The 21,423-nt window shown below is 62.0% G+C and carries 16 protein-coding genes and 1 tRNA gene; 6 read left to right on the forward strand and 11 right to left on the reverse strand.

Translation table 11 applies throughout. The features are described 5' to 3' along the window. Positions 1-144: 144 nt before the first annotated feature. From DN745_RS01495 to thiD, 4 genes are all read right to left on the reverse strand, one after another. Positions 145-2,901: a DNA methyltransferase gene (locus DN745_RS01495; RefSeq protein ID WP_111331493.1), complete on the reverse strand. Its 2,757-nt coding sequence runs from the start codon at positions 2,899-2,901 to the stop codon at positions 145-147. 920 nt (positions 2,902-3,821) lie between these two features. Then, positions 3,822-4,307, reverse strand: a complete 486-nt coding sequence (locus DN745_RS19130) for a hypothetical protein (RefSeq protein WP_133621685.1) — start codon at positions 4,305-4,307, stop codon at positions 3,822-3,824. A 16-nt stretch (positions 4,308-4,323) separates the two neighbouring features. Beyond that, entirely contained in the window at positions 4,324-5,211 is an 888-nt protein-coding gene (locus DN745_RS01505; protein WP_111331496.1) for a rhomboid family intramembrane serine protease, read from the reverse strand. A 50-nt stretch (positions 5,212-5,261) separates the two neighbouring features. Next, a complete protein-coding gene (thiD, locus tag DN745_RS01510; RefSeq protein WP_111331498.1) occupies positions 5,262-6,104 on the reverse strand; it encodes a bifunctional hydroxymethylpyrimidine kinase/phosphomethylpyrimidine kinase in 843 nt (280 codons plus the stop codon). A 213-nt stretch (positions 6,105-6,317) separates the two neighbouring features. Here thiD and DN745_RS01515 point away from each other — a divergent pair, with 213 nt between their 5' ends. Genes DN745_RS01515 through DN745_RS01525 form a run of 3 tightly spaced genes read left to right on the forward strand, consistent with a single transcriptional unit; the run spans position 6,318 to position 9,758 of the window. Then, a complete protein-coding gene (locus DN745_RS01515; protein WP_111331500.1) occupies positions 6,318-7,193 on the forward strand; it encodes an OmpA family protein in 876 nt (291 codons plus the stop codon). 4 nt (positions 7,194-7,197) lie between these two features. Next, positions 7,198-7,995 (forward strand): hypothetical protein, encoded by a 798-nt coding sequence (locus tag DN745_RS01520; RefSeq protein ID WP_111331502.1) that lies wholly within the window; start codon positions 7,198-7,200, stop codon positions 7,993-7,995. A gap of 44 nt (positions 7,996-8,039) precedes the next feature. Continuing rightward, a complete protein-coding gene (locus tag DN745_RS01525) occupies positions 8,040-9,758 on the forward strand; it encodes a SulP family inorganic anion transporter (RefSeq protein WP_162687386.1) in 1,719 nt (572 codons plus the stop codon). Here the strand turns inward: DN745_RS01525 and DN745_RS01530 are convergent. The 4 genes from DN745_RS01530 to rpmB all read right to left on the reverse strand — a co-directional run bounded on the left by DN745_RS01530 (position 9,739) and on the right by rpmB (position 15,344). Next, positions 9,739-11,721, reverse strand: coding sequence for a serine/threonine-protein kinase (locus DN745_RS01530; RefSeq protein ID WP_111331505.1), 1,983 nt, complete (start codon positions 11,719-11,721; stop codon positions 9,739-9,741). The two genes, DN745_RS01525 and DN745_RS01530, sit on opposite strands and share 20 nt — an antisense overlap. 48 nt (positions 11,722-11,769) lie before the next feature. Further along, on the reverse strand, positions 11,770-12,801 hold the full coding sequence (locus DN745_RS01535; RefSeq protein ID WP_111331507.1) for a HEAT repeat domain-containing protein: 1,032 nt from the start codon (positions 12,799-12,801) through the stop codon (positions 11,770-11,772). Between the two features lie 12 nt (positions 12,802-12,813). Next, positions 12,814-14,835 carry a GAF domain-containing protein gene (locus DN745_RS01540; RefSeq protein ID WP_162687387.1) on the reverse strand — a complete coding sequence of 674 codons (2,022 nt, stop codon included), beginning with the start codon at positions 14,833-14,835 and terminating at the stop codon, positions 12,814-12,816. Between the two features lie 266 nt (positions 14,836-15,101). Further along, a complete protein-coding gene (gene rpmB / locus DN745_RS01545; protein ID WP_111331511.1) occupies positions 15,102-15,344 on the reverse strand; it encodes a 50S ribosomal protein L28 in 243 nt (80 codons plus the stop codon). Between the two features lie 306 nt (positions 15,345-15,650). Between rpmB and DN745_RS01550 the strand changes: the two genes are divergently transcribed. After that, positions 15,651-16,646 (forward strand): hypothetical protein, encoded by a 996-nt coding sequence (locus DN745_RS01550; protein ID WP_133621686.1) that lies wholly within the window; start codon positions 15,651-15,653, stop codon positions 16,644-16,646. Between the two features lie 129 nt (positions 16,647-16,775). Here the strand turns inward: DN745_RS01550 and DN745_RS01555 are convergent. After that, positions 16,776-16,859: transfer RNA gene (locus DN745_RS01555), tRNA-Leu, on the reverse strand. 325 nt (positions 16,860-17,184) lie between these two features. On the opposite strand from DN745_RS01555, the gene DN745_RS01560 reads away from it, so the two are divergent. Both DN745_RS01560 and DN745_RS01565 read left to right on the forward strand, forming a co-directional pair. After that, positions 17,185-17,688, forward strand: coding sequence for a hypothetical protein (locus tag DN745_RS01560; RefSeq protein WP_133621687.1), 504 nt, complete (start codon positions 17,185-17,187; stop codon positions 17,686-17,688). A gap of 196 nt (positions 17,689-17,884) precedes the next feature. Further along, positions 17,885-18,085: a hypothetical protein gene (locus DN745_RS01565; RefSeq protein ID WP_111331517.1), complete on the forward strand. Its 201-nt coding sequence runs from the start codon at positions 17,885-17,887 to the stop codon at positions 18,083-18,085. Positions 18,086-18,584: 499 nt separating this feature from the next. On the opposite strand, the gene DN745_RS01570 is transcribed toward DN745_RS01565, so the two are convergent. Both DN745_RS01570 and DN745_RS01575 read right to left on the reverse strand, forming a co-directional pair. Continuing rightward, the gene (locus DN745_RS01570) at positions 18,585-19,814 is read right to left on the reverse strand and encodes an alpha/beta hydrolase (RefSeq protein ID WP_111331519.1); all 1,230 of its coding nucleotides are present in this window, start codon (positions 19,812-19,814) and stop codon (positions 18,585-18,587) included. A 42-nt stretch (positions 19,815-19,856) separates the two neighbouring features. After that, on the reverse strand, positions 19,857-21,332 hold the full coding sequence (locus DN745_RS01575; protein ID WP_111331521.1) for an HD domain-containing protein: 1,476 nt from the start codon (positions 21,330-21,332) through the stop codon (positions 19,857-19,859). Positions 21,333-21,423 lie beyond the last annotated feature (91 nt).

Consider the following 21,423-nt stretch of genomic DNA (forward strand, 5'->3'; position numbering starts at 1 on the left):
ATTTATATCCTTTGGTCTGAACTTATTTATAAATCGTCGAACCTATCTGAGCGAGATGATTTTGAGGTCATTTGAAGGCTTAAAACGCAGGTTTAGTGGTTCTAAACCGAGGCTTTAAGACAAAAATGAACCAAAATCAGCCGCTCAGGAGGCTTCGACCAGCTCCGCATAACGCTTGAACAACACCTCCAGCCGCTCCGTATCGTTTCGAAACCTGCGCCCGATAAAGATCCGCTCGACCACCTCATCATTATGGGCGTGCGCCTCGCGCAGATTCTCGGGCATCGCATCGCCGTCGTATAGATCCGCGATGCTCGCCGGGAAATGCGCCTCGCGCGCCAGCAAGATGCGCTCGGCGGCCTCGGTGAGGTCTTTTTTATTCTTTTCGGTCAGGGTGGGGACGGGGAAGGTGTGCCAGCCTAAAGCATTCGAGTAGCGGAAATCGGTCTTCATCTTGCCGCAGACCGCGCCGATCCAGATGAGGTGGATGCGCGAGGCGATGAGGGCGAGGTTCCAGAGGGGGGCGTCGAAGAGGGCGAAGACGAGATTAGTTACTATATCTCCCTCAGGTTTAACACCAACAGGAAGATATTCACGATTTTCAGACGAAACGCTTGGGACAACAATAAGCTTTTCATTACCTTTTTGAGGACTCTGAATAAATCGATGAGGAGAATTTGCCCATTTTTGTGTTGAGTTAGCACGACTCTTTAATCGCATTTTGCGAACATTATCAATGCGTTGACGGATTGCTGGGATAGACTGAGCTAATTCTAAATCCTCATCACAAATCCACAGACAATAGCGTTCCAAATCACGAATAAACTCTCGTGAACCGTAGACACGGCGAATCAGATGCAATGCCTCCACATTGACCGACGTAATGGAATCCTTCACTTCTAACATTTCGTCATAAGATAGCAACAAATAGCCGCCATCTGTAGGTTTGTTGCCATAGTTCATAGTGCTTAGGTTGGCACTTAATGGTTTGGTTACTTTCTTGACGACGACATTTGGACTCGCAGTTAAATAGGCATTAATGTTCTCGACCTGTTTTTCGATAAGTTCACCATCCTCAACACTATAAATATTGCGGTTGGTGGGAGGATTTTTACTCAGCCCTACAATCGCGACCGTCACGCCCGCATTATGAGACGCTAGGTTTGCCCATTTAAAGGATTGATAGGCGAAGTGGATCTTAAAACCTGTTTCAAATATCGGGGGCCAGATCCGCATGACCGATTGGCCCTGACAGAGTGAATTCGTCGTCACGAGCGCGATATCCGCCTCGCCATATTCAGCCGCGCGCATAAACCAGCCCGCTACATAGTCGAGCGAACGATATCCCTTAACTTTTCCCTTAAATACATGAGCAATATCAGCTTTTTGCTCCTTAGATTGGTTACTAAACCCCAAATACGGCGGATTCCCACAGATATACGTCTCGCCCCCCTCATTCTCAAAATCGATAGTCGGCTCTTCAAGCGTCTCGGCAAAGAGATCCTGCTCGGTCGATTGGATGGTCTCGGCCCCGCCGCTGGGCGGGCAGACGGTGCGCCAGTCGATGCGAAGGGCGTTGCCGCAGACGATCCAATTCTCTTTTTTGAGGGGCAAAAACTCGCGCAGGGCGCTCTGCTGGCCCAGGTGGATCGCGTCGCATTGGTAGCGGGCGATGATGAGCGAGAGGCGGGCGATCTCGGCGGCGAAGTGGCCGATCTCGATGCCCCGAAAATTCAGCGGCGAGATATCGGAGGCGCGGCCTTCCTCGCCGCGTCGGCGGTTGACCTCGGCCTCGATAGCGCGCAGCTCTTTATAGGCGATGATCAAGAAATTGCCGGAGCCGCAGGCCGGGTCGAAGACGCGGATGCGCGCGATGCGCTTTCGCAGGTTGAGGAGCTTTCGAGGGTTGTCGCCGGCGCGCTCCAGGTGGGCGCGCAGGTCGTCCAAAAACAGCGGGTTTAGGACCTTTAGGATATTCGGCACGCTAGTGTAGTGCATGCCGGCGGTGCTGCGCAGCTCCGGGTCGGCGATGGTCTGGACCATCGAGCCGAAGATATCCGGGTTGATCTCGGTCCACTGCAGGCGGCCCAGCTCCAAAAAATAGCTGCGCGCCGCGCGCGAGAAGCGCGGCACCTCGACTGAACCGGCAAAAAGCCCGCCGTTCACATAGGGGAAGGGCAGCGCCCAGCGGGGCAGGTCGGCGGCCTCGCGCTCGTCGATGGGCGTATCCATCGACTTAAATAGGGTTTCGAGCACCTCGTGCACATTCCCACCGCTGGGCTCGCTCATCTGTTGGATGGTCTCCGAGAACGGCGCCAGGCCCCCGAAGATGCTGGTGTCTTCGGCGAAAAAGCAGAAGATAAGCCGCCCCATAAAATGGTTCATCTCGTCGGCGCGCTCGGCCGAGGCCCACTCCGGGTTGTGCTCAAATAGGCTGGTATAAAGCCTTCGGAGCCGGTTGGCCGCGCGGATATCGACCGCGTTATCCTTGATCTCGGCGACCATCTCGATGCCCGCGAGCGGCAAAAATACGCCGAAATGATTCGGGAAATCGCGGTATTCGCAGGCGACATATTCCCCGCTGCTCAAGTCCTCGGCCTCGACCATCTCGCCGTCGGTCGCCAGCACAAAACGCGCCCCGTGTTTTTGGGTCAGCGGGTTCGCCTTGAGCGACGCCACCGCCGCGCCCGCCTCGCCCGGCGCGCAGACCTGCAGGTGAATATTCTTTCGCTGCAGCACGCCGCCGTCGACGTCCGATTTATTCGTCCCGCCGTCTTTGAGGCGTTTGATCGTGGTGTCTTTGTTGCCAAAGGCCCTCAAAAAGCTGAAGGCGAAGGTCTCAGGCTGGAATTCGGCTTCAAATAGCTCGGCGAGGGCTTCTTCGATTTCGACTGCGTTCATGGGGTCGCACTACTGAAAAGAGAGGGGTTACGGGTTGTGTTATTAACACAAATCCTGTGGCGGTGGGTAGGTTGGCGTCACGCGCGTTGTGTTCGCGACGCGTCGCGGATTCGCGACGTGATCCGCGGGCTCCCTACGCTTCGCTTCGGTCACCACGCGGCTACAAGGCCCATGCTATGCATGGTGGGATGGAGTTTGATTGGCCGGGGCCTTGTATTGTTGACGGGCTCTTGATGGGTTTCAAATCACGTTGTGCGTGCCTTTTTAGCGGTTGGCTCCCCCCAAAATGACGTTGGACGTGATTTTTTGGGAGGTCGATGGGTCAAAAATGACGCTGAACGTGATTTTTTGGGAGGTCGATGGGTCAAAAATGACGTTGGACGTGATTTTTTGGCAGCCCGATGGGTCAAAAATGACGTTAGACGTGGTTTTTTGGCAGCCCGATGGGTCAAAAATGACGTTGAACGTGGTTTTGGTGCCAGCGCGTCGCTTTGGAGGGACGTTGGGCGTGGTTTTTTGGGAGGCCGATGGGTCAAAAATGACGTTGGGGGTGGTTCTTGGGGTGTTGGGGGTGTTGATGTGGAAAATGGGGCCTCATCGATTCGCGACGCGATCCGCGGGCTCCCTACGCTTCGCTTCGGTCACCGCGCGGCTACAAGGCCCATGCTACGCATGGTGGGGCGGCGTTCGATGGGTGGCGGGGCGGGCGAGACGCCCGCGGTCCGGGTGGGTTGGGGGGCGACGCGATCCGCGGGTTCCCTACGCTTCGCTTCGGTCACTGCGCGGCTACGAGGCCCATGCTACGCATGGTGGGATGGCGTTCGATTGGGCGGTCGAGCGGGCGAGACGCCCGCGGTCCAGGTGGGTTGAGGGCGACGCGATCCGCGGGTTCCCTACGCTTCGCTTCGGTCACCGCGCGGCTACGAGGCCCATGTTACGCATGGTGGAATGGCGTTCGATTGGGCGGTCGAGCGGGCGAGACGCCCGCGGTCCGGGTGGGTTGGGGGGCGTCGACGGGCGTTGTGTTCGCGACGCCTAACCCACGGACGAAGCGAAGCGGAGTCCGGCTTGGTAGCCGGGGGTGAGTCCTCTCGAAGTCCGAAGCTCGCGGCCAACCCAAACCCGCCGAAACGCCCAAAATCATCGTCGGGCAAGGAGCCCCCGGGGCGGTCGACCAACCCAAACCCGCCGAAACGCCCAAAACCATCGTCGGGCAAGGAGCCCCCGGGGCGGTCGACCAACCCAAACCCGCCGAAACGCCCAAAACCATCGTCGGGCAAGGAGCCCCCGGGGCGGTCGGCCAACCCAAACCCGCCGAAACGCCCAAAATCATCGTCGGGCAAGGAGCCCCCGGGGCGGTCGACCAACCCAAACCCGCCGAAACGCCCAAAATCATCGTCGGGCAAGGAGCCCCCGGGGGTGTCAGCGCCCCCGCGGAAATAACGCCGGCTCCAACTCCGGATAACACGCAAAATACTGCGCGCGGTCGCCGGTGACGCATTCGCTGACCTCCATGGTCCAATTCGCGCCGGCCCATAGCAGGGTGAGCAGGGCGAGGGCGGCGCCGGCCCAGGCGAGTTTGTCGCCGAGGCGGTGCTTTTTGTCGGCCGGCTCGGGGCGAAGGCGCGAGCGGGTGATGAGCACCAGGAAGCCGCCGGCGAAGAGGCCGCCCAGGTGGGCGCCGTTGTCCATCGGGAGGCTGTCGAGAAACCCGATGCCGATGCTGAACGCGACCCACGGGAGCATGCCGCGGGTGAGGGCCTTGGAGACGCGTTTGGGCAATTCGTTGCGGTATTTAACCCCGAAGACCAGCAGCACGCCGACCAGTCCGTAGATGGCGCCCGAGGCGCCGCCCGAGGGGGCCGACACGAAGAAATAGCTGGCGAGCGCGCCGGCGGTGCCTGCGGCGAGGTAGAGGGTGAGGAAGCGCTTCCACCCGTAGAAGCGCTCGACCATGGGGCCGAGCACGTAGAGGCCGTAGGCGTTGAACGCGATATGCATCACGTCCAGGTGTACGAATTGGCTGCTGATAAGCCGCCACCACTCGCCGGCGGCCACCAGCTCGTTGACCTTCATGCCGGTGAAGAGCACGAGCTGGGCGTTATTAAAATACGGGGTGCGGATGCCCAGGGTGTCGCCCCAGAAGAACGCGACCACCCAGATGACCACGTTGACCGCGATGAGGATCTTGGTCAGCGGGGTGCCGGTGCTCAGGACGTCGCGCAGGCGCATCTCGCGGGCGTGGGCGTCGCGCAGCTCCTCGGCCTCCTCGGCGGATAGAACGGGCGAGTGTGGGGCTTGTGTGCTCATAGAAAATAACGGGGGTTCGAAGGCGTTGGGTTAGGGCGTTAGGGCCTGGATCAGGTGCGCGCGGGGCGCTCGCGAACGATAACAGGCCGACCGCCGCCAATATTGCGTCGGCGCGTATGAAGCAAGTGATTTAGGTAGGCGCGGGCGCGCTCGATGGCGTCGATACGCCCGGCGCGCGTGATGGCGGCCGGCGGCGAGGCGACGCAGGCCAAAATCGCGCTGGAGAGCTGGCAGCCGGTGCCGCGCACGTCGTCGGGGATGGCCGGCAATTCGCGCAGGCTCGCCACGCCCTGGGGGTCGGCGAAGAGGTCGCGGATGCCGGACGCTTCGGACGGCTGAGCCGGGAGATGCCCCGCTTTGAGCAGCGCCGCCCCGCACCCCAGCCCGAGCAGCTCGCTCGCCGCGGCCTGAAAGTCGGCCAGGGTGTGGATCTTTTGGCCGAGCAGGATCTCGGCCTCGTTTAGGTTCGGCGTGAGCAGGTCGACCTGGGGGATGAGGTGTGCGCGCATCGCCTCGACGCAGCCCGGCCCGACCAATTGGTGCTTCGAGCTGCTGGCCAAGACCGGGTCAAAGACCACCGGGCAGGGGCGGGTCTCGCGCAGCTCTTTTAGGGCCGTCGCGACCGCCTCGACCACCTCTTTGCTCGGCAGCAGGCCGATCTTAATGCCCGCCGGGCGCAGGTCCTCAAATACGCTCTTGAGCTGCTGGGCGACGGCGTCGGCCGGCATCGGGTCGACGCGCTGCACGCCGCGGGTGTTCTGGCTCAAGACCGCGGTGATGGCCGACAGCCCGTGAAAGCCGAAGTCGCGAAAGACCTGCAGGTCGACCTGGATGCCCGCGCCGCCGCAGGGGTCGGTCCCAGCGATGGTGAGCAGGCTGGAGCTAGTGGGCATGGGATTCTCGGCGTTTGTTCAGAGTCATAAATAGGCGGCGCAATGGGCTCAACGCGAAAGCGCTTGAAATCGCTACCTTAGAAGCAGACACCCGCCCCCGGCAACCTGTATGTAGTTTGTCGAGCCGGGCAGGGCGGTGGTATATAGGGGGCCACTCAAGCTGCACTTTATGTTGTGGTTCGTGCTTAAATTACGAGTTCTTGATGGAGGTTAATGATGCGTTCCAATGCTCAAAGCAGGTCTTTTTTCTCGAAAGTCGGCGTCACCAAAGCTTCGCTGCTCGGCCTTTCGCTCGTGTGGGCGGTCGGCTGCGGCGTGCCCGAGGACAAACACAACGCGCTGGTCAAAGATTTCGAAAATACCAAGATCGAGCTGGCCGAGACCCAGCAGCGCGCCCAGGCCACCGAGGATGACCTGAATTCGCAGATCGCGGTGCTCAACGCCAAGATCGCCGAGCTCGAGAAGAAGCAGGCCGGGCTTGAGGACGAGCTCGAAGAGGCCAACGGCAACCTTCAGATGTACGAGTCGAAGCACGGCTCCCTCGAAGAGCGGCTGAAGTCGACCAAGGGCGAGCTTGAGGAGCTGCGCAAGGCGCGCGAGAAGACCCGAAAGCAGTTGGCGCAATTTCGCGACATCGCCAATAAATTCGCCAGCATGGTCGAGTCCGGAAAATTGTCGGTCAAGATCCGCGACGGCAAGATGGTCATCGAGCTGACGAGCAATGTGCTCTTTGACTCCGGCAGCACCAAGATTAAGGAAGAGGGCCAGGTCTCGCTGACCGAGCTGGGCGCGGTGCTCCAGCAGATCGAGAATCGCGAGTTCCTCATCGCCGGGCACACCGACGACGTCGGCCAGGAGGCCGCCAACTGGGTGCTGTCGACCAACCGGGCGGTGGAGGTCGTGAAATTTCTGCAGAGCTCGGGCGTTGACCCGACGCGTCTGGCCGCCGCAGGTTACGGCGAATACGCGCCCATCGAGAGCAATGACACCCCCGAGGGTAAGGCCCAGAACCGGCGCATCGAGGTCATTATGATGCCGAATCTCGAGGAACTCCCCACCATCCCCAAAGATATTTTGGAAGATAGCTAAGCCGATGCTGATGCCCCGACGCCTTGGACCCATTCGCCCCTCACGCCTGCGCCGCGCGTGCGCGCTCGCCCTCGTTCTGTGGGCGGTGGGCGTGGGGGCGTCGGGGTGTTTTAATACCCGCGGCCCCGACCCGCTCGACCTGTCGGTGGCGCAGCAAAAGATCAGCGACGATAGCCAGCGCCTCGTCCAGATCCGCCAGGTGATGGAGCGCGATCTTAAAGAGCTGGAGGCGTTGCGCCTGAGCTTTGAGTCGGCGCCCCAGGAGCTCTACGCCCACCCCTTCCCGCTGGACCTCTTCAAATATGTGGCGATGCGCTGTTTTAATGATCCCTTTGATACGCGCGCGGGGGACGTGGGGGCGTCGGAGATCGACGGTCTGACCTGTCGGTCGGAATACGCCGGGCGCTTGATGGTTGAACTCCACGAGCAGGTGCCGCAGCACCAGGCTGCGGCGCTTGGCCAATTGACCGAGCTCGACCGCCTGCGCCAGATGCGCGCGAAGCTGCTGTTTCGGCTCGGGCAATTGCCCGGTGTTTTGCGCGAGATGCGCCAGGCGCTGGCGACCCGCCGCGCGGACCTGCGTCGCATGCGCGACGCCGAGGCGCGCCGCCGCACCGAATATCGCGGCGATAATTGGCAGGAAATGGAGCGCCGTTTCGCGCGCTTCGACCAAGAGCTTAACAATCTCAGCACCGAAATTGAGCAGTTAGCCGAGGTCACCCCAAGTTGGAAACCACTGGTGGAGACGCAAATTGCTGCGCTCTACGCACACCTGACCTCATTATCCGCGCCACTTAAATAGGGGCGTTCCCTTTGGCGGGCGAAGTTGCCCGATGATTGGCTTATTTGGAGCGTTTAGCCCGAATCCTGCCGGCGTTTGAATGGCTGCCGGACTATAATAAGAAGTGGCTTCGCGGCGATCTCAGCGCCGGGTTGACCGTCGGAGTGATCGCGGTGCCACAGGTCATGGCGTATGCCATGCTCGCCGGGGTGCCGCCCATTCACGGCCTCTACGCCTCGCTGGTGCCGCTGATCGTGTACGCGCTGATGGGCACCTCGCGCCAACTGGCCTCGGGGCCGGTGGCGACCAGCTTGCTGATTATCGCGGCTGGATTGGCGGGGCTGGCCGAGCCATTCTCACCCGAATATGTGGGGCTGGTCCTGCTCACGACCCTGATGGTCGGCCTGACCCAGGTGGTGATGGGGGTGTTCCGCCTCGGGTTTATCGTCAACTTCTTATCGCGCCCGGTGATCGTCGGGTTTATGACCGCGGCGCCGCTGATTATCGCGTCGAGCCAGATCGGCAATCTTCTGGGGCTTGAGCTCACGCAGACCCAATATATCACCGACCTCTTCGTGGGGGTGTTCGCGCAATTCTCCAATATCGACACGCTCCCCCTTGGCATCGGCATGGCGACCATCGCCATTATGCTGGGGATCGAGTTCTTCAAACCATCGGCGCCCTCGGCGCTGGTGGTGATGGTCCTGGGGATCGTGGCGGCCTGGGCGCTGAATCTGGAGGCATACGGGCTCGAGGTCGTGGGGAAAGTACCGGCGGGTTTGCCGGCGTTTGTGTTGCCCACGCTCGACCTGGAGTTGATGCGAAAGCTCATCCCGACCAGCCTCACCGTCGCGCTGGAGCAATGCATGGTGGTGATGTCGTTGGGGGCCGCGTTTGCCGCCAAGCATAAGATGACGGTGCGCCCTAATAAGGAGCTGATCGCCGTCGGCGCGGCCAATACGATGGGGAGTTTTTTCGGGGGCGTGCCGGTGTCCGGGAGCTTCTCGCGAAGCGCGGTGAACGACCAGGCCGGGGCGAAGACGCCGCTGGCGAATTTGATCTCGGCCGGCGTCGTCGCGCTCACCCTGATGTTCTTCACGCCGCTTTTTTACCACCTTCCGATCGCGGTGCTGGCCGCGGTGATCGTCGTGGTGGCGCTGAAGCTGATCAATATTCCGCAGATTCGCTATCTGTTGAAGACCAAGCGCCGGGACGCCGCGGTCGCGTTTTTGACCTTCGGGGCGACGCTGGTGCTGGGGATTCAGACGGGGATCTTGCTCGGCGTGGCGGCGTCGGTCTTTCTTATCCTGTGGCGCATCAGTCGCCCCGAGATCCACGAACTGGGGCGCGTCCCGGGGACCGACGAGTATCGAAGCCTGGATAACTTCTCCAACGCCAAGGTGATCCCCGGGATTTATCTGCTGCGCGTTGACTCCTCGCTCTCGTTCGCCAACGCCGAGACGATCCGCCAGAAGTTACTCGAACCCACCACGTCGACCGGTAAGGGTTTTAAGGTGATCATCCTGGACGCCACCGGCATCAACGACCTGGACACCACCTCCGCGACCATGCTCGCCGGAGTGAGTGAGTCGCTTGGGGAGCGCCAGATCGAGCTCTATATCGCCGGGGCAAAGGGCCCGGTGCGCGAGACCATCGAGCGCTCCGGGTTGGACAAAGAGCTCGGGAAGACCCACTTTTCGCTGACCGTCGACGAGGCTGTCCAGCGCGTGCAGGGCATTCCCGAGGGCGACGCGACGGTCGTGCCTAAGACTCGCGCGTCTTGAGCGAGGCGCGGCGATCAACACGCCGCCAGCCCAGGGCCAGGGCGGTGAAGCCGACGAAGATGCTCGTGACCAACGCCGGGATGGCGAATTCCGGGAAGAACCCCCCGGCGAGCGCGCCCAGCCCCATCGCCCCGCTTATCCACAACATCTGTCGGTCGGCAAAAAGCGCGGCCACAAGCCCGATCGCCGAATGCCCGGTCATCTCCATCACCATCACGGTCGACGGTGGGAGCTCCAACAGGAGCCCGAGGCCGCGAAAAAAGGCCGCAAACCCCAGAGAAATAAAGACAAGATAGACAAGGTTCCGGTTGACGAGATTGAGCATCAACGCGCGCCTGGCGATGATCGTGGGGACCAGGGTCGTCACGAGGATCGCCAGGGAGTGAATCAAGAGCGCAGACGGCTCCTTGGAGACCCCGGCCCATTGCAGGGCGAGTCGGCTGACGATCGCCAGAGCGCCCAGCAGGATGCCGAGCACCGCCGCATATAAGCTGCGCGAGCGCCGGCCCACGGCGGTGCTATGTTCGAATTGCTTGCGCTTAAGGCCCTCGAATTCGCGCTCGCGCGACTCGTTGCGTTGGGTGAGTTCGGCCAGTCGCGCCTCAAGCGCCGGGTTGGGCTCGGGCAGGTCCGCCAGCAGCAGCGCGGCCGCGCGGTGGGCGCCTTGCTGAAGCTCACGCTCGACCAATAGCTCAAGGACTTCCTGGAGGCCGCGCCGCGCCGCGGCGTTGTCTGGACTCGTCTGAAGCGCCTGCTCAAACCCGAATCGACAGGCCCCGAAGAGCCGGTAGATGGCGTGGCCGGAATGCTCGCGCTCGGCGGCGTCAGCGTCAGCCTGGGCGGTGATTTCCCGGGTCACCATCTCGCGTAGCAGCGCCAGACGCTCCTGCGATTGCTCGCCGATGCGCAGGGAGTCGCGGTGGCTTAGGTGGGTCTCCAGGGCGTTTCGCAGCGCGTCGGCCGACGCGTAGCGCTGCGCCGGGTCGGCGTGCATCGCCCGGTGGCAAATCGCGGCGAGTTGGGCGTCGACGTGCTCGCTATACTCCGGGGGCTGGGCGTTATAGGCGTCGAACATGATCTGGAAGAGCGTGTCTCCCTTATTGGGTGGCTCGCCGGTGAGGATCTCGTGGAGCACCGCCCCGAGCAAGAATATATCGGTCTTCTCGCTGAGTTCGCGGCCGTCGCCGTTGACCATCTCGGGCGCCATATAGGCGGGGGTGCCGGCAGGCGAGGTGATCTTGGCGGCCAGCGGTAGTCGACCCTCGTGGGTCTCCTCCATGCTCACCGCGATGCCCCAGTCGAGCAAATAGACCTCGCCGAACTCGCCCACCATGATATTTTCGGGCTTGATATCGCGATGCAAGATCCCGCGGCTATGCGCGTAATGCACCGCGTTGCAGACCTGGGCGAGGATTTCAATATAAAAATCAAGGGGTTGCTTGGTGCCGAGGGAGCGCGGTGAGACGCTCGGGTCCACCATAAGATCGGCCAGCGAGACGCCCGCGATCTTCTTCATCACGATCAGCGGCTGCCCATCACTGGCGCGCCCGAGGGTATAGATCGGCACGATATTGGGGTGCTCCAGACGCCCGGTGATCCAGCCTTCGCGCAAAAGGGTGAGGATCGCCTCGGGGTCTGTCGTGTTTTTATGCAGCGATTTGACGGCGACTTCGCGGGCAACCGAGCGCTGGTGAGCCTGGTTGATCTTGCCCATCCCGCCCTCGCCGATCAGGGCGCCCAGGCTTATCTCGGCGAATTTGATCTGGGTCTGGTTCTGCGTCAGCCAGGGCAGCTCGCTCAATAAGAGGGAGGCGTCCAGCGACGCGAGGTCCGTCGACGGGCGCATGGTGCGGGTGCGGTCGGCCTCGAATTTCTCGGTCTTACCGACCGCCATCGACTCCCAGAGGGTGTTGAATTTCCGGAGTTTTTCTTCGCGTACTCTATCCGTGGTATTTGCGAGCATCAGGCGTTTCTCAAGGGCATACGAGAGTGGGAGACGAAGATTATTTGATCATTTGATGGGCAGTTCGTTCTTATCGTCGACGACGGTCGGGCCGCTGGTGGCGTCGGCAGGGTCAAGGCCGAGCTCTTTGATCTCTTTGAGCGCCTGCTGGGCGGACATGCGCACCAGCGGGCTCGGGTCGTTCATGGTCAATCCCTCAAGCGCCGGGATGGCCTCGACCGCGCCCATTTGCCCGAGCACCGTGGCGGCCTGGCGGCGCACGTCGGGGGACTCGGCGCGCAGCGCCTTTTGGGTCGCCGCGCTGGCGCGCTCGTCGCTGACCAGCGAGAAGATGCTGAGCACCTCCAGGCGCTCCTCGGGGGTCGATTTTGAGGATTCGAGGCGCGCCGACAATTTGTAGATCTGCTGCTCATAGGCGTAAAACGCCTTGGCCGCCTCGTCGTTATTGCCGGTCACCGCGTAGATTTTACCCAGCTCAAGCTGGGCGAAGACATAGTCCGGCTGCGTCTTCAAGAGCTTTCTATAGGCCCGAATCGCGCGCTCAAACTCGTTGAGATCGGCGTAGGCGCGCGCGATGACGAGCTGGATCTCGGGCAGGGCGCTGACCTCGTCGGAGAGGTCATCGTAGAGCTTCACCGCTTTGTCGGGGCGCTCGGTTTCGTTATAAATCTGAGCCAGCGCGATGACCGCCGAGACCTGCGGCCCCGAGATGGGCTTGGACTTGACCAGGGTCTCGAAGAGGGCCTCGGCCCGGGTGAGGTCATCGGTTAAGAAGGCCTTCTTGGCCTCCAAAAGAAGCATCTGCTGGCTGTCGGTCGCCTCGGCCAGCCCAGCGATCGCGGGGCCTTCTGCCTTCTCCTGGCCGTCGCCATCTTCCTCGGCCTTCGCCGCTGATTTGTCGCCCGCGGCCTCGATCTTCTCATACGCCGGCGCGCCCGATTGGGGCGTCGGCGCCGCCGGCGTATCGGCGGGCTTGTCACAACCGGCGCTACAGATGAGCAAGGCGCTCGTCAGGGCAAGGGCGGTTCGATAAGAGCGCGCGCGCGCGTGATTCTTGAGCGATAAAAGAGCAGAAATCATAGGATGAAAGTCTCAGATACTGGCAAGCTGGGGGATGCGGATGATAAATGCAGCGCCGCCGTCGGCCTGGTTTTGGTAGGTGATCGAGGCGTGGTGGTCGTCGACGATCTTCTTGACGATCGCCAGGCCCAGGCCGGTGCCGTTTTGCTTGCCGGAGGTGACAAATGAGTCGAAGAGGGTGGCCTGGATGTCCTCGGGGACGCCGGGGCCGGTGTCGCTGCAGACGAAGCGGATCTCGGCCGGGTTCTCGTCGCGCTCCACGCGCATCTCGAAGTGGCCGCCGTCGGGCATCGCCTCGGCGGCGTTTCGCGCCAGGTTCATGATGGCGCGCTTGATCTTGCCGGCGTCGAATTTAGCGGTCTTCGGCGCGTCGTTCTTGCGGATAAGCTTGGTCTCGTAGGTCACGCCGGTGTCGTTAAGCTCGTGGAGCAGCAGCTCATCAACCTCGGCGTTGAACGCCTCGAGGTCGACCTCGGCCATCGTGATCTCGTGCTCCCCGCGCGCGAAGCTCAGCAGCTCGCGGGTCATCTGGTTGAGATGCTCAAATTGCTTATTGATGCTCGCGGCGTATTCGCTGCGCTTCTCGCGGTCGTCGGCGCGCACCATCAATTGGGCGTTGCCCGAGATGACCGCGATCGGGTTCTTGAGGTCGTGGACCACGCCGGTGAGCATCTGGCCGATGGCCGAGAGGCGCTCGACCTTCTCCTGTTTATAGCGGTGGCGCCGCGCGGCGACCGTGCTGGCGATCTGGCCGGCGATCAGGGTCAGGACCTTGCGGTCGTCCTCGCTAAACCCGAGGGGTTGGTCGATAAAGGGCGCCATCGAGTCGTTGGGGGAGGGCACGCGGTTCATGACCTCGAGGGCGCCGATGCACTCGTCTTCGTCGAAGAGCGGCACGCAGATGACGCTCTCGACGCAGATGCCGATCTCATCGCTGGCGGCGTCGGCCACCTCGCCGCAGCCGCCGGTGTCACAGCGAAACGTGGTCTTCGACGCGATGACCTTGCTGGCGATGCCGTAGCCGTGGGGGATATCGCGGGTGCTAAACTCCCATTGGGGCTCGCCGGTGGCGGTTGCCCGGCCGTTGCTCGCGTCGCCACCGTCGCAGGTCTTTGCGCCCGCGCGGTTGACCATCACGAACATCCGGTTGTGCTCGGCCTCGTGCAGGGTCAGCGCGGAGGCCTGCGCCGAGATAAGCTCCAGCGTCTTCTGGGTGATCGACTCGACCAGCTCCTCGAGGTCGACCGCGGCGCTGAGCTCGCGCTCGACATCATAGAGCAGGTCGAGCTCGCGCACCTTATGCTGCAGCTCCATGCGCGCGCGCTCGAGCTTCGTATTTTGCTCGAGCACCGACAGGTATAATTTGGAATTCTCGATGGCCACCGCGGTCTGGCTGGCGATGGCGCTGAGCAGGCTCTCGTCCTGGTCGCTAAACGAGCCCTCGGCCCGGTTGAGCACCTGGACGACCCCGATGATCTCGCCCTCCTGGTTGCGCACCGGTTGGCAGAGCATATTGCGGGTGTCGAAGCCGGTTTGCAGGTCGACGCCGCGCTGGAAGCGCTCGTCATTATAGGCGTCGCGCACGTTGATGCTGGTGCCGGTCTGGGCGACCCAGCCGGCGAGCCCCTCGCCGGGTTGCAGCCGGATCTCGGTGTTGATGTCGCCCTGGGCGACCTTGCTCCAGAGCTCGCCGGTCTCCGGGTCGACCAGAAAGAGGGTGGCCCGCTCGGCGTCCATCAGGCGCACGATCTTGTCCATGATGAGCTGCAATAGCTCATCGAGGTGCATGGTCTGACCCAGCGCGCTGCCGATCTCCTGCATGCCCGTAAATTTGGTGACCTGGCGACGAAAGACCTCGCCGATCCCGCTCAACAGGCGGGTGATCTGTTCGGGCGACAAATCGCGCACCGCATCCGCGAGTTCATGCTCAGGCTGGTTCAGCCAGGTGAGCAACACGTCGTGTGCATCCGGGCTAGAGGCCCGCAATGCGCTACGCTGCGTGATTGAATCGCTTGTGATGAGGTCCTCACTCATGGTCTTCTCGGTCCATTGCGTTGGTGTCCAACAAAACCCAAACGTACCTGCCATTACACCTGCCAAAGTAGCACATAAATCGGCCAAGCGAAAAGCTGGACCTGTGCCGGGCGGCGGATGCGCTCTGGAGGTTCGATAAACGCAAAAAGCCCGACTTCTGTCGAAGGGGGCGCCAATCGGCGAGGCCTTCGACAAAAGTCGGGATGCTGCGCCGAGTCGAGCGGCGCACTTTCAGAGACTGAAAGCCGGTGCTAGTGCGACCGCAATTAAGCGATCACGTCCTTGAGGGTCAGGCCCTGGGACTTCAGGTACGGCATCAGGCCTTTCTTGGAGACCGTGCGCAGCGCGCGGGTCGAAAGACGCAGACGGACCCAGCGATCCTGCTCCGGGATATAAATGCGCTTGAGCTGCAGGTTCGGCTGCTGACGCATTTTGGAGTGGTTCTTGGCGTGGGAGACTTTGTTGCCGACGAGCGGCTTTTTATTCGTAAGTTTGCAAGTGCGCGACATGATAGATCCTATTTGTTGCTCGACGAGAGTTAAATCGACGGGCTAAAAATTCAGCGATTCCCGTCGTATATAAAATAAGGGCGCGATCTTAACAAAAGGGCTAAAAGACTAGCTGATGTGCGCATGGCTCGATGACCGCCATTCGCGCCACCCTTCCCTAAGGCAGCGCAAACTGCCAGCTCATCCCGAATATGTCAAGAGATCCCATATATATCCGCGAACACGCTGCGATTGGGTCGGGGGCAGGCGAGGCGAGGGGGCACAAAAATTTGCTTTTTTGGCCAGCAGCGCTAGCGTGGCGTGGCCATGCATCCACTTGTTACAAGAATACATCCGAGTTATCGCACCGCCTTTTTGGCCTGGTTTGTCACGCGCTCCGTCCTGTGGATCGCGGCGGCCCTGGCCGGGGTGTCACCCATGTTGGCCGCCGAGGACTTTTCGAGTTTTGCGGGCGGCTCGCCGGGCTGGAGCCTGCTGGTGCATACGGTGGGGCTCTGCGGCGATTATGCGCCGCAGGTGCTCGCCGGGCTCGGTGAGCTGTCGCTATTGGCAGGGTGTGTCGCGGTCTATCGATTTGTGCGCCGCGACCAATTGCCCCAGACCGCCGAGAGCGCGACCTGGCTGTGGGCGGCGTCGCCGGCGATGATCTTCACGATCCCCGCGGGGGATTGGACCTTCGCGATCGCCCTGGCCGCGGTGGCGCTGATGGCGCTGGGGGAGAGTCGGCATATCCTGGCCGGGATCACGCTGGCGGCGGCGATGTGGTTTCGCCCCGAGGCGATCTTATTGTGGCCAGGCGTGGCGTTCTTAGGGTGGCAATATTACCAGCCCTCAAAACACCACTCGATGAGCATCTGGGCGGCGACGCTCGGGCCATTGGTGGCGTTTATCTTGATGGTGCTCACGGCCATCGGGATGGCGGGGCGCTACGGCGTGTCGATCCGCACGTTGCAGGGGCCCAGTGAGTGGCGCCACGGGTTTGACTGGCAGAGCGCGCCGATGGAGATGATCGCGACGCATTCGGCCGATCTCTTTCTGCTCGCCGCGATCGTGGTCTGCCTGGTGATGGTGGTGGGGTATTTCCGACAGGTGCCTAAGAGTTGGCCGCTTTTGGCGCTGCCGTGTTTGGCCTGGCCGCTCCTATACCAACCACCGACCGCCGCGATCGCGATGATGCTCTTCGCGCTGCCATTCTTTGGGTATCTGGCGCGCGCCGCCGCGGACCCGGTGGCCGAGCGCCCGCTGCTCACCGCATCGCTGGGGGCGCTGCTTCTGATGATGCTCAGCCGCGGCGTCTTCTGATGCGCGCATAAGGTGGATTAAATGAGCCGGCGCGTGATCGTCGGCGCACAAGAAAATAAAGAAGGCCGTCATTTCAAATGAATGACGGCCTTCACGATACTCACACTAATATTTTCTAAAAATACATAGTGCGGAAGAGAGGAATCGAACCTCCACGATGTTGCCACCACAGGCACCTGAAGCCTGCGCGTCTACCAGTTCCGCCACTTCCGCGTGGGCGAGTTGAGCCGCATCGTTGATGCTGGCGTCGGATGGGTTGAACCCGACTCGCGATGAAGGGTATACGTCCGGTTTTATTTGGTGTCAATAATAAATTTTGTTTTGTATCGAAATAAATTTCGGGCGCTGAATTCGGGTGGGCGAACTTCAAGAAGAGGTCGGTGCCGTGGGCATCTCAGGCATGGTTAAGGCCGGGAGGTTGGCGGGGGCTTGTTGCCCGATCGCGCTCGTGGCAGGTATAGGTTTGAGTGCGGCGGTTAGGCGAAGCCGGCGCCGGTGAAGAGAGCTAAGAATTCGCGCCCTTGAATCGAGACTCAAGATGTTGAATGCCCCGAATGTTAGCGCCCCGACGGACCCCTGGGAGAGGCTCTTGGAGACGATCCGAGGGCAGGCAGCTTTACCCCCCGCCGAGCCCTATACGCCGACGCAGGGCGATCCCCTGGACCGCCTGATACGTCGGATGCGCGGAGAAGACGTGGACGCGCTCGAATCGCCGGATTCGGCGAGCAACGCAGCCAGCGGGCCGCCGTGTGGCACCGCGGATATCGCCCAGGTGACCTGGTCGGGCGCGTCAAAACCCGGGCAGGCGCAGCCGCCGGCGCCGGCGCCGTCGGCGGGGGTTGAGGCCCAGCTCGGGCGCGAGGTCTTCGAGATGTTGCGCGCGTCGAACCTGCCCGGGCCGGCCAGGGCGGCGGCGGCGAATCTTCTGTGCGAGCAATTGCATTGGTTGGAGTCTTCGCCCGGCGCCGCCCCGTCGGCGGCCGAGATGGCCAACGGGTTGCGCAAGGTGCTGAGTATTCTTGTGACCACGCAATTCGAATAACTCACGTGGATAATATGGGGGAGAGTCGAAGACGCGGTGATCTCGGGGGTGCGCTAAACCTGACGGCGCGGGTGTTTAGGTTCATGGGGCGACGAATCGAATGGGCTTAGCCATCGATGCGGGCGGCCTCAAAGAGTGGCGCCGCCACCAGGCTCGCAGGGCTGGCCATTCACGACCTTCAACCGGAGTCGTTCTTATGACGGGTGATATTTTTATCTCATTATTTATCGCCATCCCGATCGTGGGGCTGACCGCGGCCTTCGTCTTTGCCATGGAGCGGCGGCGCGAGGATATCGACGAAATGCGGCAACGCAAAGATGAAAACGCGCGCGCGACCCCGACCAACTCCGACTCGCCCATGCCTCGCCGGGGTGTCCGAAAATATCACGCGCGCTAGCGCCTAATTTCGCCGGGCAACGCGCCGATAGTGGTGCTTCGATTGGCGAGAGAAACTTTAGTAATTACAGGGGCTTGACCTTCGTTTCCCGGTGCATAGCTTTGTCCTGCACGCGGGGACTTTCTCTGCGTGGGCGTTCGGGCTTCGGATAGTCAATGATAGCGAAAATCGAAAGATGGATGCTTTAGTTGCAGAGAGAAGCTGATGGACGCGTGGCGTTAACTCGGGGGTGATAGGAGGAAGTAATGGATAATGTGATTCTTGGCTTATTCATCGGAATTCCATCATTGATGGCGATTGCATCTCTGGTGGCGTGGCTCCGGATGCGAACTGAGAGCTTCGAGACCGGTGGATCCTGACTCGGGATCGTCCATGGCTAAGCAGTCCATGGGCGGGCCGGGCTAATGCGGACGGAGAAATCCTTCCCCTTCCCCAATCGAATAAGGCACCCCGAGCGAGCTCGCGGTGCCTTTTTCTATGCGTTCAGTTTTCGATGCGCTCAGTCGCGGGTCTCGGACTGGGCGTCCAAGAAGTCGAGGACCTGCTGCTGAACCGCGTCAGAGACGCTGCTTGGGTCGGCCTCGACGTCAATATCAATCATAAAATGGGTGGTTTTGGGCAACTCGACGATGTCGACCGAGCCGGTTTCGGCATCCTCGGCGTTGGCCGGGCGCGTCTTTTCTTCGAAGGCGCGCGCGCTGCCGCGCGGGAGTACTCCGTCGTGGCTGCCGAAGATGGCCAGGATCGGGGCGCTCGTTTGGCTGAGTTGCGCGCTCGCCCGCTGATGCAGGGCGAAGAAGCCGGACCAGGTCTTCGCGGGGGCGCCGAGGAGCTCGTCTTGGTCGAAATCTCCGGCGCGAAGGGCCGCAAACCCCTCGCTTTGCAGGGTTTGGGTCTTTTGAAGTTCTTCGGTCTGTTGGGCCAGGAGCGTGCCTTCGGTCGTGTTGCCCGCCTTTTCTCGCTCCTTTTGCAGATGCTTGAGCGAGGTGTCGATCTGATGGGAGATGATCTGGTCGATCGGGTAGGGGCTCGGCGCGAGCAAGAGCAGGCCGGCGGGGTTAACTTTGGGGGAGAGCGCCAGGGCGAGGTCGGCTCCCTGGCCGTGGCCGATGATGAAGATCTGGGTGGGATCGACGCGCGGGTCCGTGCGCAACTTCGCGACGGCCGCCGCGGCGTCGGCTTCAAGCGCCTCGGCCAACTCCGAGCGATGGGATTCGACATAAGCGCGCGGGTAGGTGCACCAGGGCCGCCCGCCTTTGACGCAGGTGCGCTTGTCAAAGCGCATCACCATATAGCCGTTTTTGACCAGGTGCTGGGCGATATCTTCGTAGACCGCGACTTCGACCGGAAGTTGGACGCCGAGGCCGGTCTTGAAATGCCCGCGCCGGTCGTGCGGGCCGGTGGCGTGCAGGATGAGCACGGCGGGGCCGGGGGCCTGGCGGGTGTCGGGGCGCTCGATGACGCCCGAGAGCGTGTCGCCGAGCGACTCGAAGGTGATCGCCTCGGCGAGGATCTCGCGCACCGGGCGCTCGGGCTCTTCTTCGGGTTCGGGCTCCGCTTCGGGGGCTTCGGGGGCGGCCTGGAGCTGCGCGATGGGCTGCGAATCGACCTTTTCCTGGGCGTCAAAGACGCTGCAACCCGAGGCCAGGAGCAGGGCAGTACAGGTCAGCAGCATCCGGGTCATCTGGGCGGACCCGAAGGGGTTTCTAAAATCAGCACGCTCGATCATATCGCAGGCTCAGCATAAAAATAGAAGCAGAAGACCAAAATCTCAGGGGCGCAATATCTCATCGAGGAGCAATTCGTCGACCGGCGATTTCTCGCAGTCGCTGCGCGCTTCTTTTTGCAGGTCGGCGGCGACGCTGGGCTCGACGAAGATGCGGATCTTTTTGACCACCATCATAAAGTCGTCCTGGATGCCGGCGACCACCCGCGACAATTCGTGCAGCGGGTAGTGTGTGCGCCCGCTGGCGCCGGGGTAGACGACCTCGATGGTTTCGAGCTTGTCTTTGTCGCGCGGGGGCGTGTCGATGATGATGTCGGCCGGGTGCAAGGGGCGCCCGACGCGCGCGCTCAGGCGCACGCGCAGGCGGTCGTTGAGCGCGTAGACGTCGGGCGCGTCCATCTCGTAGATGCGCGCGTAGGCCTCTTGTTTGCGTTCTTCGGAGTAGACGCGGCTGAAGGTGGCGATGCGCTTATAGAGGCGGCGCCGGTTGTGGGTCAGCCCGGCGGTGAGATAGCGCGTGGCGCTTCGCGCGGGGGTCTGCTCGCGGATCCAGTCGAGCAGGCGGTCGTCGTCGTGGCTGAGTAATTGGGTCAGGAACGCGTCTTTTGAGACCGCGCCGCGGCTGTGGAACGCGGCCATCGCCCCCTCGATCATCGCGCTTGCCGCGCGCACGGTGTGGTGCCAATAGGCTTCGCTAAACATGGTATAGCGCCCGAAGATGAACATCTCGGCGGGGACCTTTCCCTTGGCGTTGATCGCGATGCCGTCCTCGTTGTGATTGAGCGTGAGGCTCGAGAGCAGTCGCCCGCGGTCGTAATTTCGCCCGTAGGGCACGCCCATATGGTGGCTGTCGCGCTCGAGATAATCCATCTTATCGGCGTCGATAGACCCGGAGATGATCGAGCGCAGGATGCGGTCGGTGGGCGTTGCGTGCGGGCCAAGGTCGCCGGTGCACAGGTTGATAACGCGCTCGGGGTCGACGCCCCATTGCTGGCGCAGGATCGCGGCGATGGTCGGGCCCTTTTTACCATGTGGGGCGGCGCTAAACAGGTTGGCGAATTCCCCGCGAATAATGCGTCCGCCGACGTCCTCGTGGCGGGGCGTGTCGCGCCCCTTCAGGTGCAGCGCCTCCAGGCTGTGGGCGAAGGGGTAATGCCCGATATCGTGGAGCAGCCCGGCGGCCAGCACGGTGAGCAGGTCTTCTTCGGTGGTAGACTCGGCGAAGGCCGGCGTGCGCAGCAGGGCGCTCACGCACATGCGCACACAACTATAGACGCCCAGGCTATGCTCGAAGCGGGTGTGCACCGCGCCCGGGTAGACCAGGTGGGTCGGGCCGAGCTGGCGCACGCGCCGCAGGCGCTGAAAGGCCGGGTGGTCGACGACGTCCTGGACGCGCCGGCTCATCAGGATATTGCGAAACTCGGGCACGCGAATCGTGCCGTGGTGCTCGAAGCCGCCGCCGAGTTCGGGGAGTCGCGTCGCGGCGCCGTGGGGAATTTCCAGCGGAGTATCTTCGGGCATGGGCGGGTATTTTCTGTTTAAGGATGGCGGGGCTTTGGGCGGAGGGCGCGAGCCCAACTCGTCCTACAACGCGACAGGGGGCGGTTTGTTG

Source organism: Bradymonas sediminis (genome assembly GCF_003258315.1).
GTDB lineage: Bacteria > Myxococcota_A > Bradymonadia > Bradymonadales > Bradymonadaceae > Bradymonas > Bradymonas sediminis.